13 protein-coding genes are annotated in these 21,220 nt (G+C 70.9%); 11 read left to right on the top strand and 2 right to left on the bottom strand.

Annotated elements, in window-relative coordinates; translation table 11 throughout:
- Window positions 1–351: 351 nt before the first annotated feature.
- The 6 genes from KZ829_RS41055 (at window position 352) to KZ829_RS41030 (ending at window position 12,517) form a co-directional block, all read left to right on the top strand.
- On the top strand, window positions 352–1,911 hold the full coding sequence (locus KZ829_RS41055) for an MFS transporter (RefSeq protein WP_220149240.1): 1,560 nt from the start codon (window positions 352–354) through the stop codon (window positions 1,909–1,911).
- Window positions 1,912–1,934: 23 nt separating this feature from the next.
- The gene (locus KZ829_RS41050) at window positions 1,935–2,540 is read left to right on the top strand and encodes a TetR/AcrR family transcriptional regulator (protein WP_308285877.1); all 606 of its coding nucleotides are present in this window, start codon (window positions 1,935–1,937) and stop codon (window positions 2,538–2,540) included.
- 132 nt (window positions 2,541–2,672) lie between these two features.
- A complete protein-coding gene (locus KZ829_RS41045; protein ID WP_220149239.1) occupies window positions 2,673–3,677 on the top strand; it encodes a S1 family peptidase in 1,005 nt (334 codons plus the stop codon).
- Window positions 3,678–3,876: 199 nt separating this feature from the next.
- Window positions 3,877–4,896 carry an LCP family protein gene (locus tag KZ829_RS41040; protein ID WP_308285876.1) on the top strand — a complete coding sequence of 340 codons (1,020 nt, stop codon included), beginning with the start codon at window positions 3,877–3,879 and terminating at the stop codon, window positions 4,894–4,896.
- Window positions 4,897–5,027: 131 nt separating this feature from the next.
- Window positions 5,028–8,048 (top strand): RICIN domain-containing protein, encoded by a 3,021-nt coding sequence (locus KZ829_RS41035; RefSeq protein WP_220149237.1) that lies wholly within the window; start codon window positions 5,028–5,030, stop codon window positions 8,046–8,048.
- Window positions 8,045–12,517 (top strand): glycoside hydrolase family 2 TIM barrel-domain containing protein, encoded by a 4,473-nt coding sequence (locus tag KZ829_RS41030; protein ID WP_308285875.1) that lies wholly within the window; start codon window positions 8,045–8,047, stop codon window positions 12,515–12,517. The genes KZ829_RS41035 and KZ829_RS41030 overlap by 4 nt, the downstream gene beginning before the upstream one ends.
- Here the strand turns inward: KZ829_RS41030 and KZ829_RS41025 are convergent.
- Window positions 12,514–13,056: a response regulator transcription factor gene (locus KZ829_RS41025; RefSeq protein WP_220149236.1), complete on the bottom strand. Its 543-nt coding sequence runs from the start codon at window positions 13,054–13,056 to the stop codon at window positions 12,514–12,516. The genes KZ829_RS41030 and KZ829_RS41025 overlap by 4 nt on opposite strands.
- A 122-nt stretch (window positions 13,057–13,178) precedes the next feature.
- Between KZ829_RS41025 and KZ829_RS41020 the strand changes: the two genes are divergently transcribed.
- From KZ829_RS41020 to KZ829_RS41000, 5 genes are read left to right on the top strand one after another with little or no spacing between them, the layout of a single operon-like run.
- On the top strand, window positions 13,179–14,090 hold the full coding sequence (locus KZ829_RS41020) for an encapsulin (RefSeq protein WP_220149235.1): 912 nt from the start codon (window positions 13,179–13,181) through the stop codon (window positions 14,088–14,090).
- Complete coding sequence (locus KZ829_RS41015; RefSeq protein ID WP_220149234.1) at window positions 14,090–15,001, top strand: hypothetical protein; 912 nt, start codon at window positions 14,090–14,092, stop codon at window positions 14,999–15,001. Before KZ829_RS41020 ends, KZ829_RS41015 begins: the two co-directional genes overlap by 1 nt.
- Entirely contained in the window at window positions 14,998–17,115 is a 2,118-nt protein-coding gene (locus tag KZ829_RS41010) for a hypothetical protein (protein WP_220149233.1), read from the top strand. The genes KZ829_RS41015 and KZ829_RS41010 overlap by 4 nt, the downstream gene beginning before the upstream one ends.
- A complete protein-coding gene (locus KZ829_RS41005; RefSeq protein ID WP_220149232.1) occupies window positions 17,112–18,779 on the top strand; it encodes a hypothetical protein in 1,668 nt (555 codons plus the stop codon). The genes KZ829_RS41010 and KZ829_RS41005 overlap by 4 nt, the downstream gene beginning before the upstream one ends.
- Window positions 18,776–19,939: a hypothetical protein gene (locus KZ829_RS41000; RefSeq protein ID WP_220149231.1), complete on the top strand. Its 1,164-nt coding sequence runs from the start codon at window positions 18,776–18,778 to the stop codon at window positions 19,937–19,939. Before KZ829_RS41005 ends, KZ829_RS41000 begins: the two co-directional genes overlap by 4 nt.
- Here the strand turns inward: KZ829_RS41000 and KZ829_RS40995 are convergent.
- The gene (locus KZ829_RS40995; RefSeq protein WP_220149230.1) at window positions 19,934–21,220 is read right to left on the bottom strand and encodes a multicopper oxidase domain-containing protein; all 1,287 of its coding nucleotides are present in this window, start codon (window positions 21,218–21,220) and stop codon (window positions 19,934–19,936) included. The genes KZ829_RS41000 and KZ829_RS40995 overlap by 6 nt on opposite strands.

Below are 21,220 nucleotides of genomic sequence, written 5' to 3'. Positions count from 1 at the left end.
TCTGCAGGGCGACCGTGCTGGGCTTCGTGGGGGCGGCTTCGGCGGGGGACGCGATCATGACGGTGCCGGCGGCGACCGGGGCGATGAGGGCGGTCACGGCGATGCGGCGGAGAAGCTGGCGCAAGATCGGTCCTTCCGGGGAAGTGTGTTGCGGGCTCACCGTTGACTTCGGCCTGGGGTGGGTGGGGGTGATTGCCGGGCCGGTGCGCGTGGGTCACCGTCCGGTTGCCGGGTTCGCGGGGTGACCGGCGACACTTTCGATACGAGACCGTTCCGTTTTGCGGGGGGCGGGACTAGCGTGGCGTTTGAAAACGGAACGGTTCCGTTTCGAAAAACTCGGGGGCCAAGCACATGACCAAAGCTCAACCCCAGACCGGGCATCCCCGCCGATGGGCGATCCTCGGTGTGCTCGTCATCAGCCTGCTGGTGGTCGTGCTCGACAACACGGTGCTCAACGTCGCGATGCGCACCATCGCCGACCCGGACAAGGGCCTCGGCGCCACGCAGAGCGAACTCGAATGGGCGATCAACTCGTACACCCTGGTGTTCGCCGGGCTCCTCTTCACCGCCGGCATCCTGGCCGACCGGCTCGGCCGCCGGCTCAGCCTGGTCGCCGGCCTGGTGATCTTCGGCCTCGCGTCGCTCATCTCGGCGTACGCGAGCTCACCCGACCAGCTGATCGCGGCCCGCGCCGTGATGGGCCTCGGCGCCGCGGCCGTCATGCCGGCCACCCTGTCGATCATCGCCAACGTCTTCGACCCGCTGGAGCGCCCGCGGGCCATCGGCGTCTGGGCCGGAGCCGTCGGCCTGGCCGTCGCGATCGGCCCGGTCCTCGGCGGCCTGCTGCTCGAACACTTCTGGTGGGGTTCGGTCTTCCTGATCAACGTGCCCATCGTGGTGATCGGCCTGGTCCTGGTGGCCGTGCTCGTGCCGGAGTCACGTGACCCGAAGCCGGGCCGCATCGACGTGTTCGGCGTGATCCTGTCGATCGTCGGCCTCACCCTGCTCACCTACGGCGTGATCAAGGGCGGCGAGGACGGCTTCGGCGAGACGGCGGCCTGGTCCACCCTCACCGCCGGCCTGCTCGTGCTGGCCGGATTCGTGCTCTACGAGCGCCGGATCACCTTCCCGTCGCTGGACGTGCGCCTCTTCGCCAACCGGCAGTTCTCCGCGTCGACCGGCATCATCGGCCTGGTCTTCTTCGCGGCGATGGGCTCGATGTTCTTCGGCGCCTTCTACCTCCAGATGGTCCGCGGGTACGGTCCGCTCGCCTCGGGCGCGCTGTTCGTGCCGTTCGCGCTCGGCCAGATGATCTTCGCGCCGGCCAGCTCCTCGCTGGTCAAGCGGTTCGGCCCGAAGGCGGTCAGCACCGTCGGCCTGCTGCTGGTCTCGGCCGCTCTCAGCCTGTGGCTGTTCATCGGCGTGGACACCCCGATCGCGCTGGTCGCGCTGGCGTTCTTCGTCCAGGGCGTGGGCATGGCCAACGTCATGCCGCCGGCCACCGAGGCGATCATGTCGGCACTGCCCCGGGAGAAGGCCGGAGTCGGCTCGGCGGTCAGCAACACGATTCGCCAGCTCGGCGGCGCGCTCGGCGTGGCGGTCCTCGGCGCGGTCGTCTCCTCGGTCTACCGCGATCACCTGACCACCCCGGCCGGTCTGCCGGACGCCGCCGCCGACATGGCCCACGAGTCGATCGCCGGCGCCTACGCGGTGGCCGGGCAGGCCGGACCGGCCGCGCCCGCGCTGCTGGCCGGCGCCGACAGCGCCTTCGTCACGGCGATGCACTACGCGGCCGTCGGTTCGACCGTGTTCGCCCTGCTCGGCGTCCTGGTGGCGGTGCTCTGGCTGCCCGGCCGGCGCCCCGCGGCCACTCCCGCCGAGGTGCATGACCTGCAGTTGGCCGACGCGTAAACCGGTCAGTGACAATGAACGCCATGAACAGCAGCACCGCGGCCGGCCAGGAGCGTAAGGCTCCTGGCCGGCCCCGCAGCGCCCAGGCCGACGAGACCATCCTCGATGCGGTGCTGGCGCTGCTCGGCGAGGGCCAGAGCGCCGCGGCCGTCTCCATCGAGGCGGTCGCCGCGCGGGCCGGCGTCGGCAAGGCCACCATCTACCGGCGCTGGCCCAACAAGGAGGCGCTGCTCATCGACGCGGTCCGGGCCATGAAGGGCCCGCTGCCCGAGCTGGCCGGCCGCTCGGTCCGGGAGGACCTGATCGCGCTGGTCCAGGCGAACCGCACAGCGCGCGCTCAGCGGCACAGCAAGGTGACCGCCTGCCTGATGCCGGAGCTGATCCGCGACGACGAGCTGAGCCGGATGTACCGGGACTTCATCGAGCCCCGCCGCGAGGTGACCCGCCAGGTGCTGCGGCGCGGCATCGAGACCGGCGAGCTACGGCCCGACCTCGACGTCGAGCTGACCCAGATCATGCTGTCGGCACCCGGCATGATGCAGTCGATCTTCCACTTCAACCTCGCGATCCCGGAGGAGAGGTTCGCCGAGACCCTCGTCGACGCCGTTCTCCGCGGCGCCGCCGCTTGAACGGTTCCGGCGCGGCCACCGTAGAGAAGGGTGGCGGGCTTCGTGCAACCTGAGCGGGCTCGGGACTCGTCCTGAGTGAGGAGACTCGGCCGGCTGGGGAGGGTTGCGGCGGTGGCGTACTGTGCACACCCGTTGAAACCGTTATGGAGATTTCTCACCGGCCTGGCCGCGCTCTCGATGGTGCTGGGGGTGTTCGGTGGGCCCGCCCATGCCATCGCCAACGGGGACAGCGTGCCCGACGGGCGGTACCCGTTCGCCGTCAAGATCAGTGCGCTCGGGATCCCCACGGCTGACGGCGGCACCCGGGACAGCTCCTGCTCCGGCGGGCTGGTCTCGCCCCGCTGGGTGATCACGGCGGCGCACTGTTTCCGGGACGAGAACGGGCGGCGGGTGTCGCGGACCGTGGCGGAGAGGACCATCGCCACCGTGGGCCGGGCCGATCTGACCGGGAAGGCCGGGTTCACCGCCAACGTCGTCCAGGTCGAGCAGCACGGGAAGTCGGACGTCGCGCTCATCCGGCTGGACCGGGCCATCACCGGCATCACCCCGCTGCGGCTCGGTAAGCGCAAGCCCACCTCCGGGCAGGAGGCGCGGCTCGTCGGGTACGGGTTCACCAGCCCGAACGCGTCGAAGACCCCCGACCGGATGCGGACCGGCCGGTTCGAGGTCACGTCGGTGGCGGCCACCGAGATGGGGTTGTCCGGGATCGCGCCGAGGTCGAACACCAGCCCCTGCGAGCGGGACTCCGGCGGGCCGTACTTCACCGAGGAGCAGGCCGGCGCCGTCCTGATCGCGGTGGTCAGCCGCGGGCCCGACTGCCCGCACACCGGACCGGACACCGCCACCCGGGTCGACGCCCTGCGCCCGTGGATCATGTCGGTGATCGGGGACGATCTGGCGGCCACGCCGCCCTCGGCGAGCCCGTCACGACAGAAACAGACCAAACCTTCCGGAGCTTCCGGTACGAAGGGGACGGCCGCGGCCGCGCCACCGACGACTCCCGCGGCCACCGGCTGGGGGATCTCGCCGGTCCTGCTGGTGGCGTTCCCGGCCGCGGCGGTGGGATTCGTCGTGCTCCTCGTGACGCGGCGCCGGACGCAGCGGGCACGGCGTTACCGCGGCCGCCGCTACCGCTGATCTCGGGAGCGCGTCCGGCGTACCGCATCGGGTTCTCGCCGATCGCGAACCGCGACCGACTGACTAGGACGGCATAACGCCTCCCCGCTCTCACCAACCGTGTGATCATGCGCGAGTTGGCTGAAATCGGGAGGTATAGCATTAAATGGCCAGGTCCGAAGGTCGCCGGGCTCCGTTGTGGGCCAGGCTCAGTATCGCCGTGGGAGCCCTTCTGCTGATCCCGGCCGGGGCGGCGGTCGCGGCCGGCGGGCCGCGCAAGGAGGGCATCCCGGGCGCCGGCTCGCCGGCAGCCGTACGGCCGGCCGATGACCGTCGGCCCCTGAACTTCCTGCTCGTCGGCATCGACCCGCGCGGCTCGCACATCAGGCCGCTGGCCGACACGATCGTCGTGGCGCACGTGCCGTCGGGATGGAAGGATGTCTACCTCTTCTCGCTGCCGCGGGACCTGGTGGTACGGATCCCGGCGTTCAAGGCGTCCGGCAGCGCCGCCGAGCGGACGAAGATCAACGCCGCCATGACGCTGGGCAGCCGGCGGCCGGACGGGACGTACAGCCCGCGGCAGGGCGTCTACCTGCTGGCCCGGACGGTCGGCAAGGTCACCGGGATCCGCTCGTTCGACGCCGCCGCGATCGTGAACTTCGGCGGCTTCAAGAAGGTGGTCGACGCGATGGGCGGCGTGCGGGTGCCCGTCGACCAGGTGGTCAAGTCGGAGCACCTCAAGCCGGACGGCAGCCCACGGGACCGGACCGCCGTGTGCTCGGCCACGTGCCTGCGCCCGTACGTCGGCCCGCAGAAGACCTATCAGCTCAGCGCCACCCCGATGCGGTTCCAGGGCTGGGAGGCGCTCGACTACGTGCGCCAGCGCTACGGCCTGCCGCGCAGCGACTACGACCGGACGCGGCACCAGCGGCAGTTCCTGAAGGCGATGGCCAAGCGGGTGATGCAACGGGACGTCACCGCGATCGTCCGGTCCGCCGGCGACTCGCTGACCGTCGTGGGCGGTGGCGTCCGGCTCGCCGACTGGCTGAACGTGGCACGCAAGCTGGACGTCCGGGGCATGACGTCGATCGACCTGCCCGGCACGGCGCTGTTCGAGGGCGGCGTCTACCGGGGTGAGAAGTTCCTGCCCGGGGTGAAGGGGTTCTTCGCTGCCGTCGCCGGGGACCGGGTGGCGTCGTTCCTGATCGACCACCCGAAGGCCGTGCGGATCGACCGGTAAACGTATTCATTGACGCTGTTCCATGTCGGAGATCCCTGTTGTAACGTCTCGATTCGACGGAACGTGTTCGCTTCTGGTCGAACGTGTTGCCGTTGTGATCGCCATGTCGCCGCAGCGGATGGGGAACCGTCATGTCGCTCGCTTTTCGGCGGTCGCTCGCCGGGATCTTTGCCGCCCTGCTCGCCGTCCTGCCTCTGCCGGCGGCGGCCAGGGCGGAGAAGGTCACCGAGACGAGGACCATCCGCATCGACCCCGGCTACCAGCAGCAGGAGTTCGAGGGCTGGGGCACCAGCCTGGTCTGGTTCGCCAACGCCACCGGTGGCTATCCCGAGCCGATCCGCCGGAAACTCGCCGACATGCTGTTCGGCCCGGACGGGCTCGACCTCAACATCGCCCGCTACAACATCGGCGGCGGCAACGCGCCGGGCGTGCGCACGAACTACATGAAGAACGGCGCCACCATGCCGGGCTTCTGGAAGGCGCCGGCCGGCACCACCGTCGCCGACCGGGAATGGTGGAACCCGGACGATCCGTCGCATTGGGATCTGGCCGCCGACGCCAACCAGCGCTGGTGGATCGACCAGATCAAGGACGACGTGACGATCTGGGAGGCGTTCAGCAACTCGCCGCCGTACTTCCAGACCGTCAGCGGCTACGTCTCCGGCGGATTCGACTCCAGCGCGGATCAGATCCGGGCGGACCGGGTCGACGAGTTCGCCACCTACCTGACCACCGTGGCTTCACATATCGGGGACGCGCACGGCATCGACTTCGCCACCATCGATCCGCTCAACGAACCCAACACCAACTACTGGGGTACGACGCTCGGCGCTGACGGGCAGCCGACCGGTGGGCGTCAGGAGGGGGCGCACGCCGGGCCCGCTCTGCAGCAGGCGGTGATCCTCGCTCTACGGGACAAGGCTTCACGGGCCGGGATGACGGTGTCCGCCATGGACGAGACCAATCCCGGCATCTTCATGACGAACTGGAACGCGTACCGTGCCGAGGCCCGGGACGCGGTTTCGCAGCTCAACGTGCACACGTACGGGACCGGGTCGCGGACCAGCGTGCGTGACGTGGCGAAGGCGGCCGGCAAGAGGCTCTGGATGAGTGAGGTCGAGGGGAACTGGGGGCCCGGAACGACCGACTACACCGGGATGCTGCCCGGGCTCGGGATCGCGACCCGCATGGTCGACGACATCCGTGAGCTGGAGCCGTCCGCCTGGGTGTTCTGGCAGCCGATCGAGGACGCTGTCCCGCAGCAGGCCGGCAACGGCAACTGGGGGAGCATCCACATCCCGTTCAATTGCACGGCTGACGCGACGCTGGAGACCTGCCCGATCAAGACGAACTCCAAGTTCGACACGATCCGGAACTTCACTCGGCACATCCGTCCTGGTGATCGCTTCGTCAAGGTTGACGACACGTCAACTGTCGCTGCTCTCAAGCCGTCTCGTGATGACTTGACGCTCGTGCATGTCAACTCAAGTGCAGTCGATAGGACCGTCAACATTGATCTGTCCGCGTTTCGGTCCGTGCGGTCCGGTGCGTCCGTCACGCCGGTCGTCACCAGTGCTTCCGGCGCGTTGATCAAGGGCAGTCCGGTCCGAGTCCGCGGTGATCTGGCCACGTTGACGGTGCCGGCGCAGTCGGTCACGACGTTCCTGGTCGACGGTGTTCGCGGGGTGGACCGTGACGCCGCATTGATTCAGTCCGGTCATGTCTACCGAGTGCAGGGTGTCGCGAGCGGGCGGTCGCTCATCCCGAACACCGGCGGGACGGGAGCGGTGGTTCGCACCACCGCCGCCGGGGATCCGGCCCAGTTGTGGTCCATCACGAAGCTGACCTCCGGCAACACCAACCGGGAGAGGTACGCCGTGAGCGTGGCCGCCTCGGGAGCACGGCTCGCCGTCCGAGACAGCATCCTGGTCCTGGAGCCGCCACCCACCACCGGGCAGAAGCCCGCCGAAGCCGGGAGCGCCGCCGATGTAGGCGCGAGCGCAGCCACCGCGGTGGCCGTGGGGAAGGGCGGAGCTGCTCCGGCGGCCGCGGGTGGAGGTGGAGCCGCCGCGGTGGATGAGGCGGCGCAGTGGATTCTGTCCAGTACCGGGGACGGGACGTGGACGCTGGTCAACGTCGGGAGCGGGCGCCTTCTTGACGTGACCGGGCAGGCGACCGCGGACGGCAGCCCGGTGGGCACCTATACCCCCAGTTCGGGAGCCAACCAGCGGTGGGCGATCGTCGACGAGACGGTGCTGCGGACGCGGACGGTGGCGGCGCACACCGTACCGCGACTGGTGCCCACGCTGCCGGAGCGCGTCACGCCGGTTTACCGCGACGGTGCTCGCGGCAGTCTGCCGGTGGTGTGGAACATGCCGGACGAGCGGCGTTGGCGGCGGCCCGGCAAGGTGACCGTGACCGGGACCGCGACCGATCCGCTCGGCGGAACCCACCGGGCCACCGCCGTCGTCACCGTCGACACCTTCGTCAGGACGCTGCCGGCGAAGGCCACCACCTACCCGGGTGGGCGCCCGGCGCTGCCGGCGACGGTCACCGGCGCCGGACGGCACGGCGGGCGCGCCGAGCTGCCCGTCACCTGGGAGGTTCCGGTCCTGGACCGGCTCGGCGAGTTCCCGGTGACCGGCACGGCCACGGTCGCCGACGGGACCACCCTGCCGGCCACCGCGACCGTCACCGTGGTCGAGCCGATCGAGGTCAACGCCGCTCTCGACGACGGGGTGACGGTGTCGGCCACCTACACCGAGAGCGGTTACTCGGCGGCCGGTCTGCGAAACGGCGACCGTTCCGAGAAGGCCTGGTCGAACTGGCGGTCCGGCACCAAGAACCCGTCCGACACGATCACCGTGACACTGCCCGCCGAACGCGATCCGACCCGCGTCGTCACCTACTTCTACCGGGACGGGGCCAACCTCAGTTTCCCGGCGAGCCTGCGGGTGCAACTGCTCGGCGCGGACGGCGTCTGGAGCGACGCGAGCGCCGACATCCCGGTGCCGACCGAGGGCAGTCCGGTCGTCGACATCCCCGTCACCTCCGCCGGTCCGGTCACCGCGGCCCGGATCGTGATGACCGCTCGCCCTTCCGGGTACATCACTGTCAGTGAGGTGGAAGTGAACGCGAAGGCCGTACCGTGAAGAAGATCTTGACTTTGATCCTGGTGCTGATCATGGGCGTGACCCTTCAGGCAAGCCCGGCGCTCGCCGCCGACGGACCGCAGACCGCCGCGGATGTGTACCGCTACCTGGAGGATCCGCGGATGACCGGCGAGGGCCAGGAGGCGCCGCACGCCGACCTGCGCCCCTTCGCGACCGCGACCGCCAGGAAGGACGCGAAGTCACCGTGGGTGACCAGCCTGAACGGCGGCTGGCGGATGCGGCTGTTCGACCGTCCCGACGACGTGCCGTCCGGGTTCGCCGCCGACGGCTACGACGTGTCGGACTGGAAACGGGTGTCGGTGCCGCACACCTGGCAGTCCGACTTCATCGACCATCCGATGTTCCGCAACATCCCGGAGGAGGTCTGGCCGGACAACCCGCCGTTCGTACCGAAGGACGTCAACCCGACCGGCGCGTACGTGCGGACGTTCGACGTGCCGCAGAACTGGGACGGCGGCCGCGAGTTCCTCCGCTTCGAGGGTGTGACCAGCGGATACCTCGTCTGGGTGAACGGCCGCTACGTCGGCTACGACCAGGGCGGCTACACCCCGGCCGAGTTCGACGTGACCGGGTTCCTGCGGCCGGGGCGTAACACGATCGCGGTCCAGGTGCACCGCTGGGGTTCCGGCTCCTACCTGGAGGATTTCGACCAGTGGCGGTACAGCGGCATCTTCCGCGACGTGTGGCTGTACCGGACCGAACAGGTGCGGCTGCGCGACGCGTACCTCACCACCGATCTCGACAACGAATATCGTGACGCGACACTGACCGCCCGGGTGGACGTGGCCGGGGCGAGCGACGGCTACTCGGTGCGCGGCACGCTGCGGGACGCCGCCGGGCGTACCGTCGCGGTTGTTGATGGAAACGTCGAGCAGGCCGCAGTCACGCTGAGTACCCCGGTCACCGATCCGGCGAAGTGGACCGCCGAGGATCCCAACCTCTACACGCTCGGCCTGGAACTGATCGCCCCGGACGGCCACGCGGCGCACATGAGCGCACAACCGGTCGGCTTCCGCGAGATCGAGATCCGCGACAGGCAGCTGCTCGTCAACGGGAAACGCATTCTGGTCAAAGGCGTGAACCGGGCCGAGACCGACCCGGACACCGGCCGCCACATGAGCCGGGAAGCACAGCGCGACGATGTCTTCCTCATGAAGAGGCTGCACGTCAACGCGGTACGGACCGCCCACTACCCGTCCGACCCGTACCTCTACGACCTGGCCGACAGGTACGGCCTGTGGATCGACGACGAGGTGGACATCGAGACCCACTCCCGGGAGAACTGCCCCAGCACCTGTCTCGCCTCGAAACCGGAGTGGCAGGACGCGTTCGCCGACCGGTTCCGGGCGATGGTGGCCCGCGACCGCAACCATCCGAGCGTGCTGCTGTGGGACACCGGCAACGAGGCGGGTCTCGGTACCGCCCACCACGCGATGGCGCAGTGGGCGGACGATAACGAGCCGACCCGGCCGCTCTACCACCAGTCGAACAACCCGGACGGCGACGCCCCGTTCGCCGACGTGTCCGGGCCGCGCTATCCCACCCCGGCGTCGCTGGAGAACAAGGCCCGCACCGGCACCAAGCCGATCATCATGGGCGAGTACGCGCACGCCATGGGCAACAGCATGGGCAACTTCGACGAGTTCTGGGCGATCGCACGCAGGCAGCCGTCGATGCAGGGCGGTTTCGTGTGGGACTGGGCCGACCAGAACCTGCGCCAGCCGCTGATCACCACCCCGGACTCGTCGGGCAACCGGATCCAGGCGTTCCTGGTCGGCAAGCCCGTCCCGATCGACGGGCACCGCGGAAAGGCGATCAACCTGTCCAGTCTCGACGACTTCGTCAATGTGTTCCGCGACCGGCGGTTCGACCTCACCGCGCAGGTCACCCTGGACGCCTGGGTGAAGCCGGGGCAGTGGGCGGGCAGCTTCCCGATCGTCACGAAGGGCCGGGCCTACGCGCTCCAGATGCGCGACCAGGACACCCTCGAATTCGGGGTGGACCTCGGTGACTACATCTCGGTGGCCGCCGACGTTCCCGCCGACTGGTACGACCAGTGGCACCGGGTGACCGGAACCTACGACGGATCCGCACTGCGCCTGTTCATCGACGGTGTGCAGACCGCGGAGACGGTCCGCACCGGCACGATCGACCCCGGCCTGTACGAGGTCAACGTGGGCCGCAACGCCGAGACCCAGCAGGACGACCTTCGCGTCCGCACGGGCCGTGGCCTGGTCGACGACGTCCGCGTCTACGGCACCGCCCTCACCGCCGGGCAACTGGCGGCCGACCCGAAGGACGACGCGATCCTGGCGCTCGACCTCGACCGGTTCGAGCGGCGCGGCGACTTCCTCAGCCTCGGGATCAGCCTGTCCGGCACCGACGGCATGGTCACCTCCGACCGCCGGTTGCAGCCGGAGACCGAGGAGGTGGCGTGGGCGCACTCGCCGATCCGGTTCACCGCGGTCGACGCGGCCGCCGGGATCGTCCGGGTGCACAACGAGCAGACGGCCGGAACCCTGCGGTTGCGGCTGAACTGGTCACACCGTGAGGTCGGCCGGAAACTGCGCGGCGGCGTACGGTCGCTGGATCTTCCGGCCGGTGAGACGGCCGAGCTGGACCTGGGCGCGGCGCCCGCCAACCCGAACGACCGGGAGCGCTGGCTCGACCTGGAGGCGGTGACGGTCGACGACCTGCCGTGGGCGCGCAAGGGGTGGGTCTTCGCGCACGAGCAGTTCGCCGCCGGCGGGCGGGTGGTTCCGGGCATCCTGCCGGGTCCGGCGAGCGGTCCGGCGCCGGCTCTCCGCCACCACGACAGGACCATCGAGGTACGGGGTGACGACTGGCGTTACCGGTTCGCCGACGGGATTCTCACGTCGATGGCCGCCGACGGCCGGGAGTTGCTCACCGCCGGGCCGGAACTGGACGTCTACCGGCCGCCGACCAGCAACGAGACGTACGGCTGGGGCACCGCCGACCGCAACATCTGGCACGATGTCGGCCTCGACCGGTTGAAGACCACCGTCGACGACGTGTCGGCGAAGGTCGACGGCGGCGAAGCGGTGATCACCGTCCGGGCCACGGCGGCGGCCCCCGGCCTGGCCGACGCGTTCGCGATCGGGCAGACCCTGACCTACCGGATCGACGCGAACGGTGTCCTCACCCTGGCCCACGCTGTGCAGGCCCGGGGCAGCCGGGCCGGATCGCTGCCCTACCTGCCGCGGGTCGGTGTGCAGGTCAAGGTCCCGGCGTCGATGGACGAGTTCACCTGGTACGGCACCGGGCCGCACGAGACCTACAACGACCGGCAGAGCGCCGCGACCGTCGGCGTGTGGAGCAGCAGTGTGAACGACCAGTTCACGGCCTATTCACGACCGCAGGCCAACGGCAACCACACCGGCACCCGCTGGGCGGCGCTCAGCGACGGCCGGAGGACGGGGATCCTGGTCGGCAGCCCGGTCGGCGAATCGCTGGACGTCAGCGTGAGCCGCTACGAAGACCTGGACCGGGCCGAGTACGACCATCAGCTGCCGTTCGTGCGCAACGCCGGCTGGGTGACCCTGCACGCCGCCACCGGGGAGACCGGCATGGGGGAGACGCCGAACTCGGTGCTCGCCCCGTACCGGTTGGCGCCCGGCGCCGCCTACGACTACGAGCTGGTGCTACGGCCACTGTCGACCGGTGGGCTGCCGGATTCGCGGGCCGCCGCACCCTGCCCGCCGGACGTCGGTGTGCAGACCGACGGGACGGCCGAGGCCGGGGTGCCCGAGCGGATCGGGGTGACCGTAACCCCACGCTGCGCCGGCGCGCCGGAGGATGTCGTCACCACACTGGACGCCCCGGACGGCTGGCAGGTCACACCGGTCGACGGCGGCTTCGACGTGACCGTCCCGGCCGGCGCCGACTGGGGACAGCACCGGCTCACCGCGACGGTCACATCGGCGACCCCGGACGGGTTCCGCAGCACGGTACGGGCCACCGCCGTCGTCCGTACCCCGCTGCCGTCCGGATCGCTGTGGGTGAGCGATCTGCCGTTCCTCGAGCAGGTCAACGGCTGGGGCCCGGTGGAACGCGACCGCAGCAACGCCGAACAGATCGCCGGCGACGGCCGCCCGCTCACCATCGGCGGTGTCGTCTACGACAAGGGACTCGGCGGGCACGCGGTGTCCCGGGTGGCGGTCGACCTGACCGGCCGCGGCTGCACCACCCTCCGCGCCGACGTCGGCGTGGACGACGAAATGGGCTCGTCCGGGTCGGTGACGTTCGAGGTGTGGGTGGACGGTGTCCTCAAGACATCCTCCGGCCGGTTGACCGGAACCGCCTCGGCCCAGCCGGTCGCCGCGGACGTGACCGGCGGCAGCCGCCTCGAACTGCGGATCACCGACGGCGGCGACGGTGTCGGCGCCGACCACGGCGACTGGGCGGCCGCCCGGCTGCTCTGCGGCTAGCGGTCCAGCAGGCCCAGCATCTGGGCGTGCAGCACCGTCGTCAGGCGGTCATTGGTGCCGAGCTTGCGGTACAGGTTCTGCTGATGTTTCGAGACGGTGCACGGGTGGATCGCCAGGCGGCGGCCGATCGCCACGGCGGTCCACCCCTGCGCCAGCAGCCGCAGCACGGCCAGCTCGCGCGGGGTCACCCCGGCCGCCGCGGCGTGATCCGGGCGGCCGGGGGCGGGCTGCCGGTGGTGCAGAGCGACCAGAACCGGGCGCAGCCGGGCCGCGTACGCCCGCTCCCGGCCGGAGAAGTCGCTGCCGCCCCGGGCCACCACCACCGCGGGACCGCCGACCGGAATGGCCAGCTGTTTCAGGCCGCCGAACACGCTGCGGGCCTGCGCCTCGTCGTCGAAGACCGCGGCCCGTGGCGCGGACAGGGCCGCCATCAGGGTCTCGCAGACCAGTTCCCAGCTGCGCCGGGCCGGTAGGTCGCCCACCAGCCGGCCGGCGAGATCGAGGATGCTCTCGTAGTCACGACTCGCCAAGAGACGCATTTCAGCAGCATGGTGGCCGGATCCGGGGGCACGCCAGGGCGGTCGCTGTCCGATCGGGGACAGCCGGCGGCTACTCACTTCTGCGAATACCGTGTCCCCGCCGGGCCGAGCAGCATGACCGCATGCGCCGCACCGACCCGCTCGGCCTGCCCGTCGAGCCACCGCAACCGCCGCGCCCGCCGGACCTGCCGCCGCCGATCGTGCCGGACGGCCTGAACCTGGGCCGGGAGAAGCTGCCCGAATGGGGCCCGGACATCTGGGAGCGGATCGACCGGGCGACGGTCGACGAGATCGACCGGGCGTCGGTGGTCGCCCAGTTCCTGCCACGGGTGCCGTCGCTGACGCCGAGCGCGCGGACCGTGCCGGCGAACCGGATCGACGAGGACGCCACCAGCGGCGAGCTGTCCGTGGACCAGGGCCGGGTGCTGCCGCTGCTGGAGAAGTCCCAGGTCTTCGTGCTGAGCAAGGAACAGTATTACGACGAGCAGTGGATCGGCACCGGGGTCGCGCTGGCCACCCGGGCCGCGAACCGGCTGGCCCGGCAGATCGACCTGGCCGTGCTCCAGGGCGACGGCAACAACCCCGGCCTCGTCTCGGTGGCGGATGAGCAGCACGTGGTGCCGGTGCCGCCGATCGACGACAAGGCGCCCGGCATCTACGGCGAGAACCTGTTCTCGGCGGTCGCCGACGCGTACGCGTTCCTCCAAGGCAGGAGCCTGAACGGCCCGTACGCGTTGCTGCTGGCCGGACCACAGTTCGCCGACGCGCACCGGTCGCTCAAGTCGACGCTGATCGCCCCGGCCGACCGGATCCGGCCACTCATGACGGCCGGCTTCCACGCCGCCGGGACCCTGAACGACCGTGAGGGCGTGATGGTGTCGCTCGGCGGGACGGTCGACCTGGCCATCGCGGTGCACGGCGCCACCGCGTTCACCTTCGTGGACAGTTCGGAGACCAGGCGTTTCCGGATCTACGAGCGATTCAGCGTACGGATAAAGGTCCCGGAATCCCTGGTCCGGCTGCGGTTCGGCTGATGGGCTACCCCGACTCGCCGATCGACCCGGAGCTGTTCGCCACCGACAGCAACCGCCCCCTGCCGGTCGGCGAGGTGGTCGAGTGGTTCGACTTCGGCCAGTTCGTCGAGCTGTACGCCACCGACGAGAGCGGTGTCACCCATCCGCTGGTCGTCACCCAGGACGACGCGGTGCTCCAGGCCAGCCTGCGCATCCGTGAGGAGACCGGCGCACCGACCCGGACCGTGGACCTGGCCGGCGGGGTGCCGTTGAGCCGGGCCGTCAGTGGTGACGGCACCGAGGCGTTCCAGGCCATCGGCGTACCGGATCAGATCGTTGTCGACGATGTCGACGAGTTGATCCGGTCCGGCCTGCTCACCGGCGAGGGCACCCAGTACTTCCTGACCCTGCACGGTGGCCAGATCACCGCGATCCGCGACGGCGAGCCACAGCTGCTGCGGGCCCGGCGGGTCCGCGACGGGCGCAGTTCCCGGGTCTGGCTGCGCCTGCTGCCGAAGGTGATCGACGCGCCGCTCATCGCCGCCGACGCCCTCGACGGCCTGCTCGCCCTGCCCGAACTGGACGTCGACGGGCTGCGGATCCGGCTCGCGCTGGAACCCGCCGAGGTGGCCGCGCTGCTCGCCGGCCGAACCGTGGTGGTGCGCGGCACGGCCGGGGAGCGGACCCGGCTGGTCCGGCTGCGCCAGCAGGAACGGCTGGACGTGGGGTTCGCCGTCGCCCCCCGGGACGACCAGGTGACCGTCCCCGACCTGGCCGCCTTCCTCGCCAACCCGGTCGTCCCCGGCGCGGGCGGCCTGCCGTACCGGGTGCCGCTCACCGCCCAGGTGGTCCAGTTGCTGCGCGCCGACGGGACCGCGCAGCTGATGCTGGCCAGCGGGCGGGTGCTCACCCTGCGGGTGGGTAAGCCTTGAAGGACCTGAAGAAGGACCTCGACGACTACGAGCCGCCGGTCTTCGTACCGGAGCCGGAGGTCACCAAGAGCGCGCCGGCGCCCGTACCCTCGACTCCGGTCTACGTGGCGGAACCACCGTCGAAGCTCGCGCCGGCGACGGTGCCGCTCGGAAAGCTCGCGATGCCGGTCTTTCAGCCGGTCGCCGAGCAGACCGCCCGGAAGCAGGGCACCCCGCCGATCCCCAAACTGGACGTGGCGCTCTTCCTGGCATGGCGTCAGGTCTGGACACTGAAAGGCCTCAGCCGCGGCCGGCTGCTGCACTCGCTGTCGCTCGCCCCGCAGGAGGAGGCGACCATCGAGCTGTACACCTGGGAACGGCACCGCAAGACCCTGGAACAGTCCAGCGAGACCGGCACCGAGCAGACGTTCGAGGGCACCGACTCCACGAAGGACACCAGCGACGTCTACTCCGAGGTGAACCGGCAGCGCGACTTCCAGTGGCAGGTCAGCGGGTCGCTGCGGGCCACCTACCGGCCGGTGGCGGGCGAGATCACGCTCGGCGCGGACGCGTCGGTGTCGAACAAGAGCACGATCGGCGAGATCGGCAAGACCACCCAGAACCGGGTGCACGAGACCGTCGTGAAAGCCTCCACGAAGGTACGGTCCCAGCGCGTCACCAAGATCAGCGAGACCGTGGAGTGGGGCTCCGAGCAGCGGATCACCCGCAAGATCCGGAACCCGAACCTGTGCCACACCCTCAACCTCGACTACTACGAGGTGCTGGCGCACTACGCCATCGAGACCACGTTCCTGCCGGAGGACTCGCGACTGTGCGCCTTCGTGCCGAACCCGATCAGCACCGAACTGACCGAGGCGGTGGTGCGCCGCAACGAGACGGCACTCAGCGACGCCCTCCTCGAAGGCAGTCTGCGAGCCGGGTTCGAGGCGATCCGCTATCTGGAGGCGTACGCCATCGCGGTCACCGAGCAGGCGGCCCGCCGCGCCGCCGCGGCCAAGGTGGCGCAGACCGGCGTCAAGAAGCCGAAGCCCGACCCGGTTGTCGTCTCCAAGGAGCAGAGCGATCTGATCAGCGCGATCCGCGACCTGCGGACCGCCGCTCTCCAGTTCGGTGCGCGCGTGGACGCGCATGCCGCTCTGGACGCGATCGCCCTGCACGAGAACGTGTCCGACGGCTCACGCCGCAACGCCCGCCGCTGGCTGTTCCGGCGTCTGGTGGAGGCGAAGTTCAGCAGCTTCGCGGCCGAGCTGATGGCGCTCAAGGACCGCAAGGACGAGGACCTGACCGTCGACTACGCCCGCCAGCTGGCCGGCGTCCTGCCGATGCCGCAGGGCAGCCCCACCCTGGCGTCGCTCGGGGAGCTGTCCGACAAGGAGAAGGAGACGTACGCGCTCAGCGCCGCCATCCGCGCCGGCCACATGAAGGACGAATGGGACTGGGCCTGGTGGAGCGGCCGCTGCCGGGAGGAGAACATGTACACCCCGGAGGACATGGGCGTTCCGGGACGGGTCCAGCGGGTGATGGAGAAGTGGCAGGCGTACGACGCGGCGCCGCCGGCCACCGCGGCCGGGGACAAGGCCGCCGACGACGCCGACCAGCGGCAGGGGCAGCAGGCCGCCGAGGACGTACTGGAGATGAAGTTCCCCCTCGAGGAGATCGCCCGGCACCGGGAACGCGCCGACGCGCTGATGAGCCACCTGCGCGAACACTGGTCCTACTACCGGTTCGCGCTGTTCCAGGCACTGCCGCCGAGCGAACAGCTGGAACGGCTGATCATCGGGTCCAGCAACGTGCTGCGGGCCGGCATGTTCGAGCCGCGGGTGGTGAGCGCGCACGGCGACCAGCTGGCCGTGCCGCTGAACACGTCGAACTATCCCGGGCTGGAGGCGTTCCTGCTGAACATGCTGGGCGACGTCCGCAACACCGAACCCGCCACCTCCACGGTCCTGCTGCCGACGCCCGGCATGTCGATCGAGAGCCGGCTCGGCCGGTGCACCGGCTGCGAGGAGTACATCGAGCTCACCCGGGCGATCGAGCTGCGGCGGCTGACCGCGATGGCCGAGCAGGCCGAACTGGAGGCCGAACGGCTGCGCGCCGAGCTTGGCAAGACGTGACCGACCTGTTCGCCGAGACGTCGGCGGCCGACCTGCCGGACGACCTGGCCCCGGCCGTGTACGCCCGGATCGCCCCGGGCTCGGTCGCTGCTCCTGCCCCGGTCGACGCCCTGGACACCCCGGCGCTGCCGCCCGTGGTCCTGAGCGGTGACGAGTCGTGGCGCGGCAGCCGCACCCATGTCGAGCTGCGGCGACCGGACCGGCGGCTGCCGCCGATCCGCCTGCCGCTCGACCCGGCCCGGCTCGGCGAGCTGGTGGACATCTGGTACCGCACCGAGGGCTGGGCCCGCGTCGACGAGATGATCAAGCTGGCTCGCGGCAATGCCCTCGACCGGGCGCTTGGACCGCACTGGGGCCCGTCCACCGATCTCGACAACTCCCGCTGGGACGAGATCACCGCCGCCGTCCGGGGACTCCTGCGGGCCGCCGAACAGCAGAGCCTCCGGATCGGCCGCCCGCTGGTGGTCGCCGAGGAACTGGCCCGGCGCGAGGTGCTGTACCGCCTCGACGCCACGATCGCCACGGTGGCCGCCGAGATGGCCCGCCTCGATCCGCGCGGACCGTACGCCCGGTTCGCCGACGAAAAGCAGCGGATCGGCCTCACCCCGGCCACACTCGCCGAGCAACTGCGGCAGCGACCGTGGCGGCCCGACCCGGAAGCGCCCGAATTCCGCACGCTCGTGACCCTGCTGGCCGACCTCGGCAGGGTCCGGTCCTGGGCCGCCGACGTCCGGCGAAGCCACCACGCGAAGATCGCCGACGCGGCGGCGGCCGCCGCGCGAAGCCTCGCGATGACGCTCACCGAGGCGTGGCTCCTGCCCGTCACCACCGGCATCGCGAAACGTCTCGTCCCCGGCATCCGTCAACTGACCGATGAGCTGTCCGGCGCCGGCCTGGGCAGCGCGGCCGCCCGCATCGGCGAGGAGATCCGGTTCGCCGCCGACGCGGTCGCCGCCGCCGCCCAGCTCGTGGTGGTCGTCGAAGCCGGGGTGATCACGGTGTTCCCGCTGGCCCGCGGCCTCGACCTGCCCGCGCTGGCCGGGCGGGACGGGCCGGCCGTCGCCCGGGCGTGCGCCGAGGCGGTGACCACGGTGGTCGAGGCGGCCGCCAAGGTGGAGAGTGAGATCGCGCCGGTCCCGCAGTCGCTCCAGCACCTCGGCGAGTCACGGCCGGACGTGAAGACCGGTGAGCGCGGCCTCGTACACGAGACGGCCCATCGGCTGCGCGGCAATCCGGAGAAGCGCACCCCGCGGGACGCCTTCGATCATCCGGCCGCCGTCTTCGCGGCCCTGACCGAAGCGGGGTTCGGCGACGGGACCCTGCCGTGGGCGGCGGCCACCGAGGTGATGCGCGCCCGCGGCCTGCCCACCCGGTACATGGAGCACTGGAACGAGCTGAACACGGCCGGTGGGCTCGCCTCGCTGATCGCCAGGAGGGCCGGACTGTGGGCCCAGTTGTCGGCGGTGGGCCACTCGACCGTCGAGGCCTACCGGGAGACGGTCTTCTTCGAGATGGGCCGGACCTCCTGGGCGGCCACTCTCGACCCGGCGCTGCGGCTGATCGAGGCGGAGCCCGGCTACGGCGATCTGGCGATGGCGTACGGTGCGGCCGCCTTCGACGTCGGCCTCCTCATTCTCGAACTCGCCCTGTTGGCGGCCAAGTGACCGGTCTCGACGAGCTCGCCGTCATGGCCTTGGCCGGCGGTGCCCGGACCGAGCGGCTGGCCCGGGTCAGCGCCTGGGGGCGAGGACTGCGCGCCATGAACGCCGGGGCGCTGACCCGGGCGCTGGAGCACATGCGGGTCGAGAACGAGCTGTTCATGGGCAGCCTGCCCCTGATCGCGGACCGGGCCGGTGAACACCGCGCCGTCCTGGCCAGGCTCGCCGCCGACGTGCGGAGGATTCCCGCGCTGCGCAGTGAGGAGGTGCTCGCGAGCATCGCCCGTACCCAAAAAGATCTTGAAGCGATCGTACGCCGCGCGGCGACACCCGGCGCAAGCCTGGTCAGTTCCGTTCTCCGGGGCGCCGCGACCGAGATCCCGGCGGTGAGCAGTTCCACCTTCACCTGGCTGGTCCGGGCGGCGAGCCTGGAGGCCGATGCGGTGATGCATGCCCGCCTCACGAGGCTCTTCCGGGCCGGGCCGCTCGGTGATGCCGCCTGGATCCGCCTCGCGACCGCGATCGAGGGCGGCGGCGGCCGTACGTTCGACATGGCGCTCGGGCAGGTCAGCGAGTTGCTGGCGATCGCCCATCCGGGCTACCGCCAGACCATCGGGCACGCCAGTGGGCTGATCGGGGATCTGGGGATGCGCCCGGTCGAGTTCTTCGGCGACTCGTGGATCGTGAAAGCCGGCCGGGAGAGCCGGCCGCTGAGGTTCCGTGACGGCGGGCTCCTCGCGGTCCGCGAACCCGCGAGCGTGGACCGGATCGGCGAAGCGGGCATCGTGACCAGCCTGGAGTCGAAACAGGCGGCCACCCGGCTGGAGGCGCTCACCGTGGACGACGCCGCACGCAGGGCCGCGGGCAAGAAGCTGTCGAAGTACGATCCCAGCCTCGAGGCCCGTAGGCAGCAGATCAGCGCCGCGCGGCGGACCGAGGAGTCGATCGCCGAGGGCGACATCCTGATGACCTCGACCGGGGAGTTCTACCACCTGCGCCCGGTGCCGCAGTCCCTGATCCGCAACGTGGTGTCCCGGCCGTACCTGATGAGTGGTGTGGACGTGCGGGCGATCACCGCGAACGGGCGCAACGTCGTCCAGGTCACCACCCCGTTCAACAGCGAGTTCCTGCGTCCCTACATCGGGCGGCTGCTTCGCGCGCTATGACGCCGGGCCCACCTCGATCACGCCACGGGCGCCGCGTTCGGCATCGACCATCGCGTGGCTCACGAACGGGTAGTGGCCGGCCTCCGGCAGGACCGCCTCCACATAGCCACCGGAGGCCGGGCCGAGTTGCAGCACCTGGGCGCCGCCCGGATCGTCCGGCCCGAGCACCCGGCGGCCCTCCAGGTAGACCGTGTCGAACTGGGCGCCGACCACGTGGAACGACGACGACCGGTTCGGGCCCGCGTCCAGCACCCAGATCCGCACCCGGTCGCCGGCCGTCGCGGTGAGCGGGCGGTGCGCGTACCGGTCGGGGTAGCCGTTGAACATCACCGCGTCCGGCTGCTCGGCCTGCATCTTCGCCAGGTCGCCGACCTCGCCGTCCGGGCCGGCGTACAGCTCCGACTGGACCAGCACGTACTCGTGGTCGACCTTGGCCAGATCCGGCGGGTCGATGATCACCGCGCCGTACATGCCGTTCCCGATGTGGTGCAGCATCGGCATCGTCGAGCAGTGGTACATCCAGATGCCGGCCTTCGTGGCGGTGAACCGGTAGGTGAGCGACTCGCCCGGGTCGATGGGGCGCATCGGCTGGTCCGGGGCGAGTGCCCCGGCGTGGAAGTCGACACCGTGATCCATGGTGCCGTCGTTGGTCAGCGTCACCTCGAAGACGTCGCCTACGCGGCCGCGCAGCACCGGGCCGGGAACCGTGCCGCCGTAGGTCCACACCAGCTGCCGCACCCCCGGGGCCACCTCGACCCGCACCTCCTTGACGTGCAGGTCGACGCGGTGCACGCGCTCCGCCGGCGTGGTCGGCGCGGTGGCGTCCCGGGCGGGTTCGGTGCCGTGTTCCCCGGCCGCCATGTGCGTGCCGGTGCCGGTGCCGGTGACGATCGTCAGGGTCATTCCTGCCTGCCGGTGCGCGGGCAGCGAGCACCAGCCCTCCACCGTCGCGCCGATGACACCGGCGTCCAGGCGGGCGGTGGCATGCCGCTCCACCGTGCCGGTGCGGGCGCCGTTGGCCAGGACCAGGTCGTGCCGCCGTTCGTCGCCGTTGGTCAGTTCGATGATCAGCCGGTCGCCGGGCGGCACGGTGATCGTGTCCGGGTGGTACCGCATGTCCTTCGCGGTCACCGCCACGGTCGTGGTGTGCCCCGTCGCGGCGACGTCCGCCGCCGCGACGGTCGAGGGCGGGTCGGTGGCGCGCTGCGCCACGGTGCCGGCGAGCACGGCCAGCAGGACCAGGGCGACACCGGCGGCCGCGCCGCCGAGAGGACGGGACAC

Source organism: Actinoplanes hulinensis, from assembly GCF_019429605.1.
GTDB lineage: Bacteria > Actinomycetota > Actinomycetes > Mycobacteriales > Micromonosporaceae > Actinoplanes > Actinoplanes campanulatus.
Note: the sequence above shows the minus strand (reverse complement) of the source record. Positions and strands in the feature narration are given on the sequence as shown.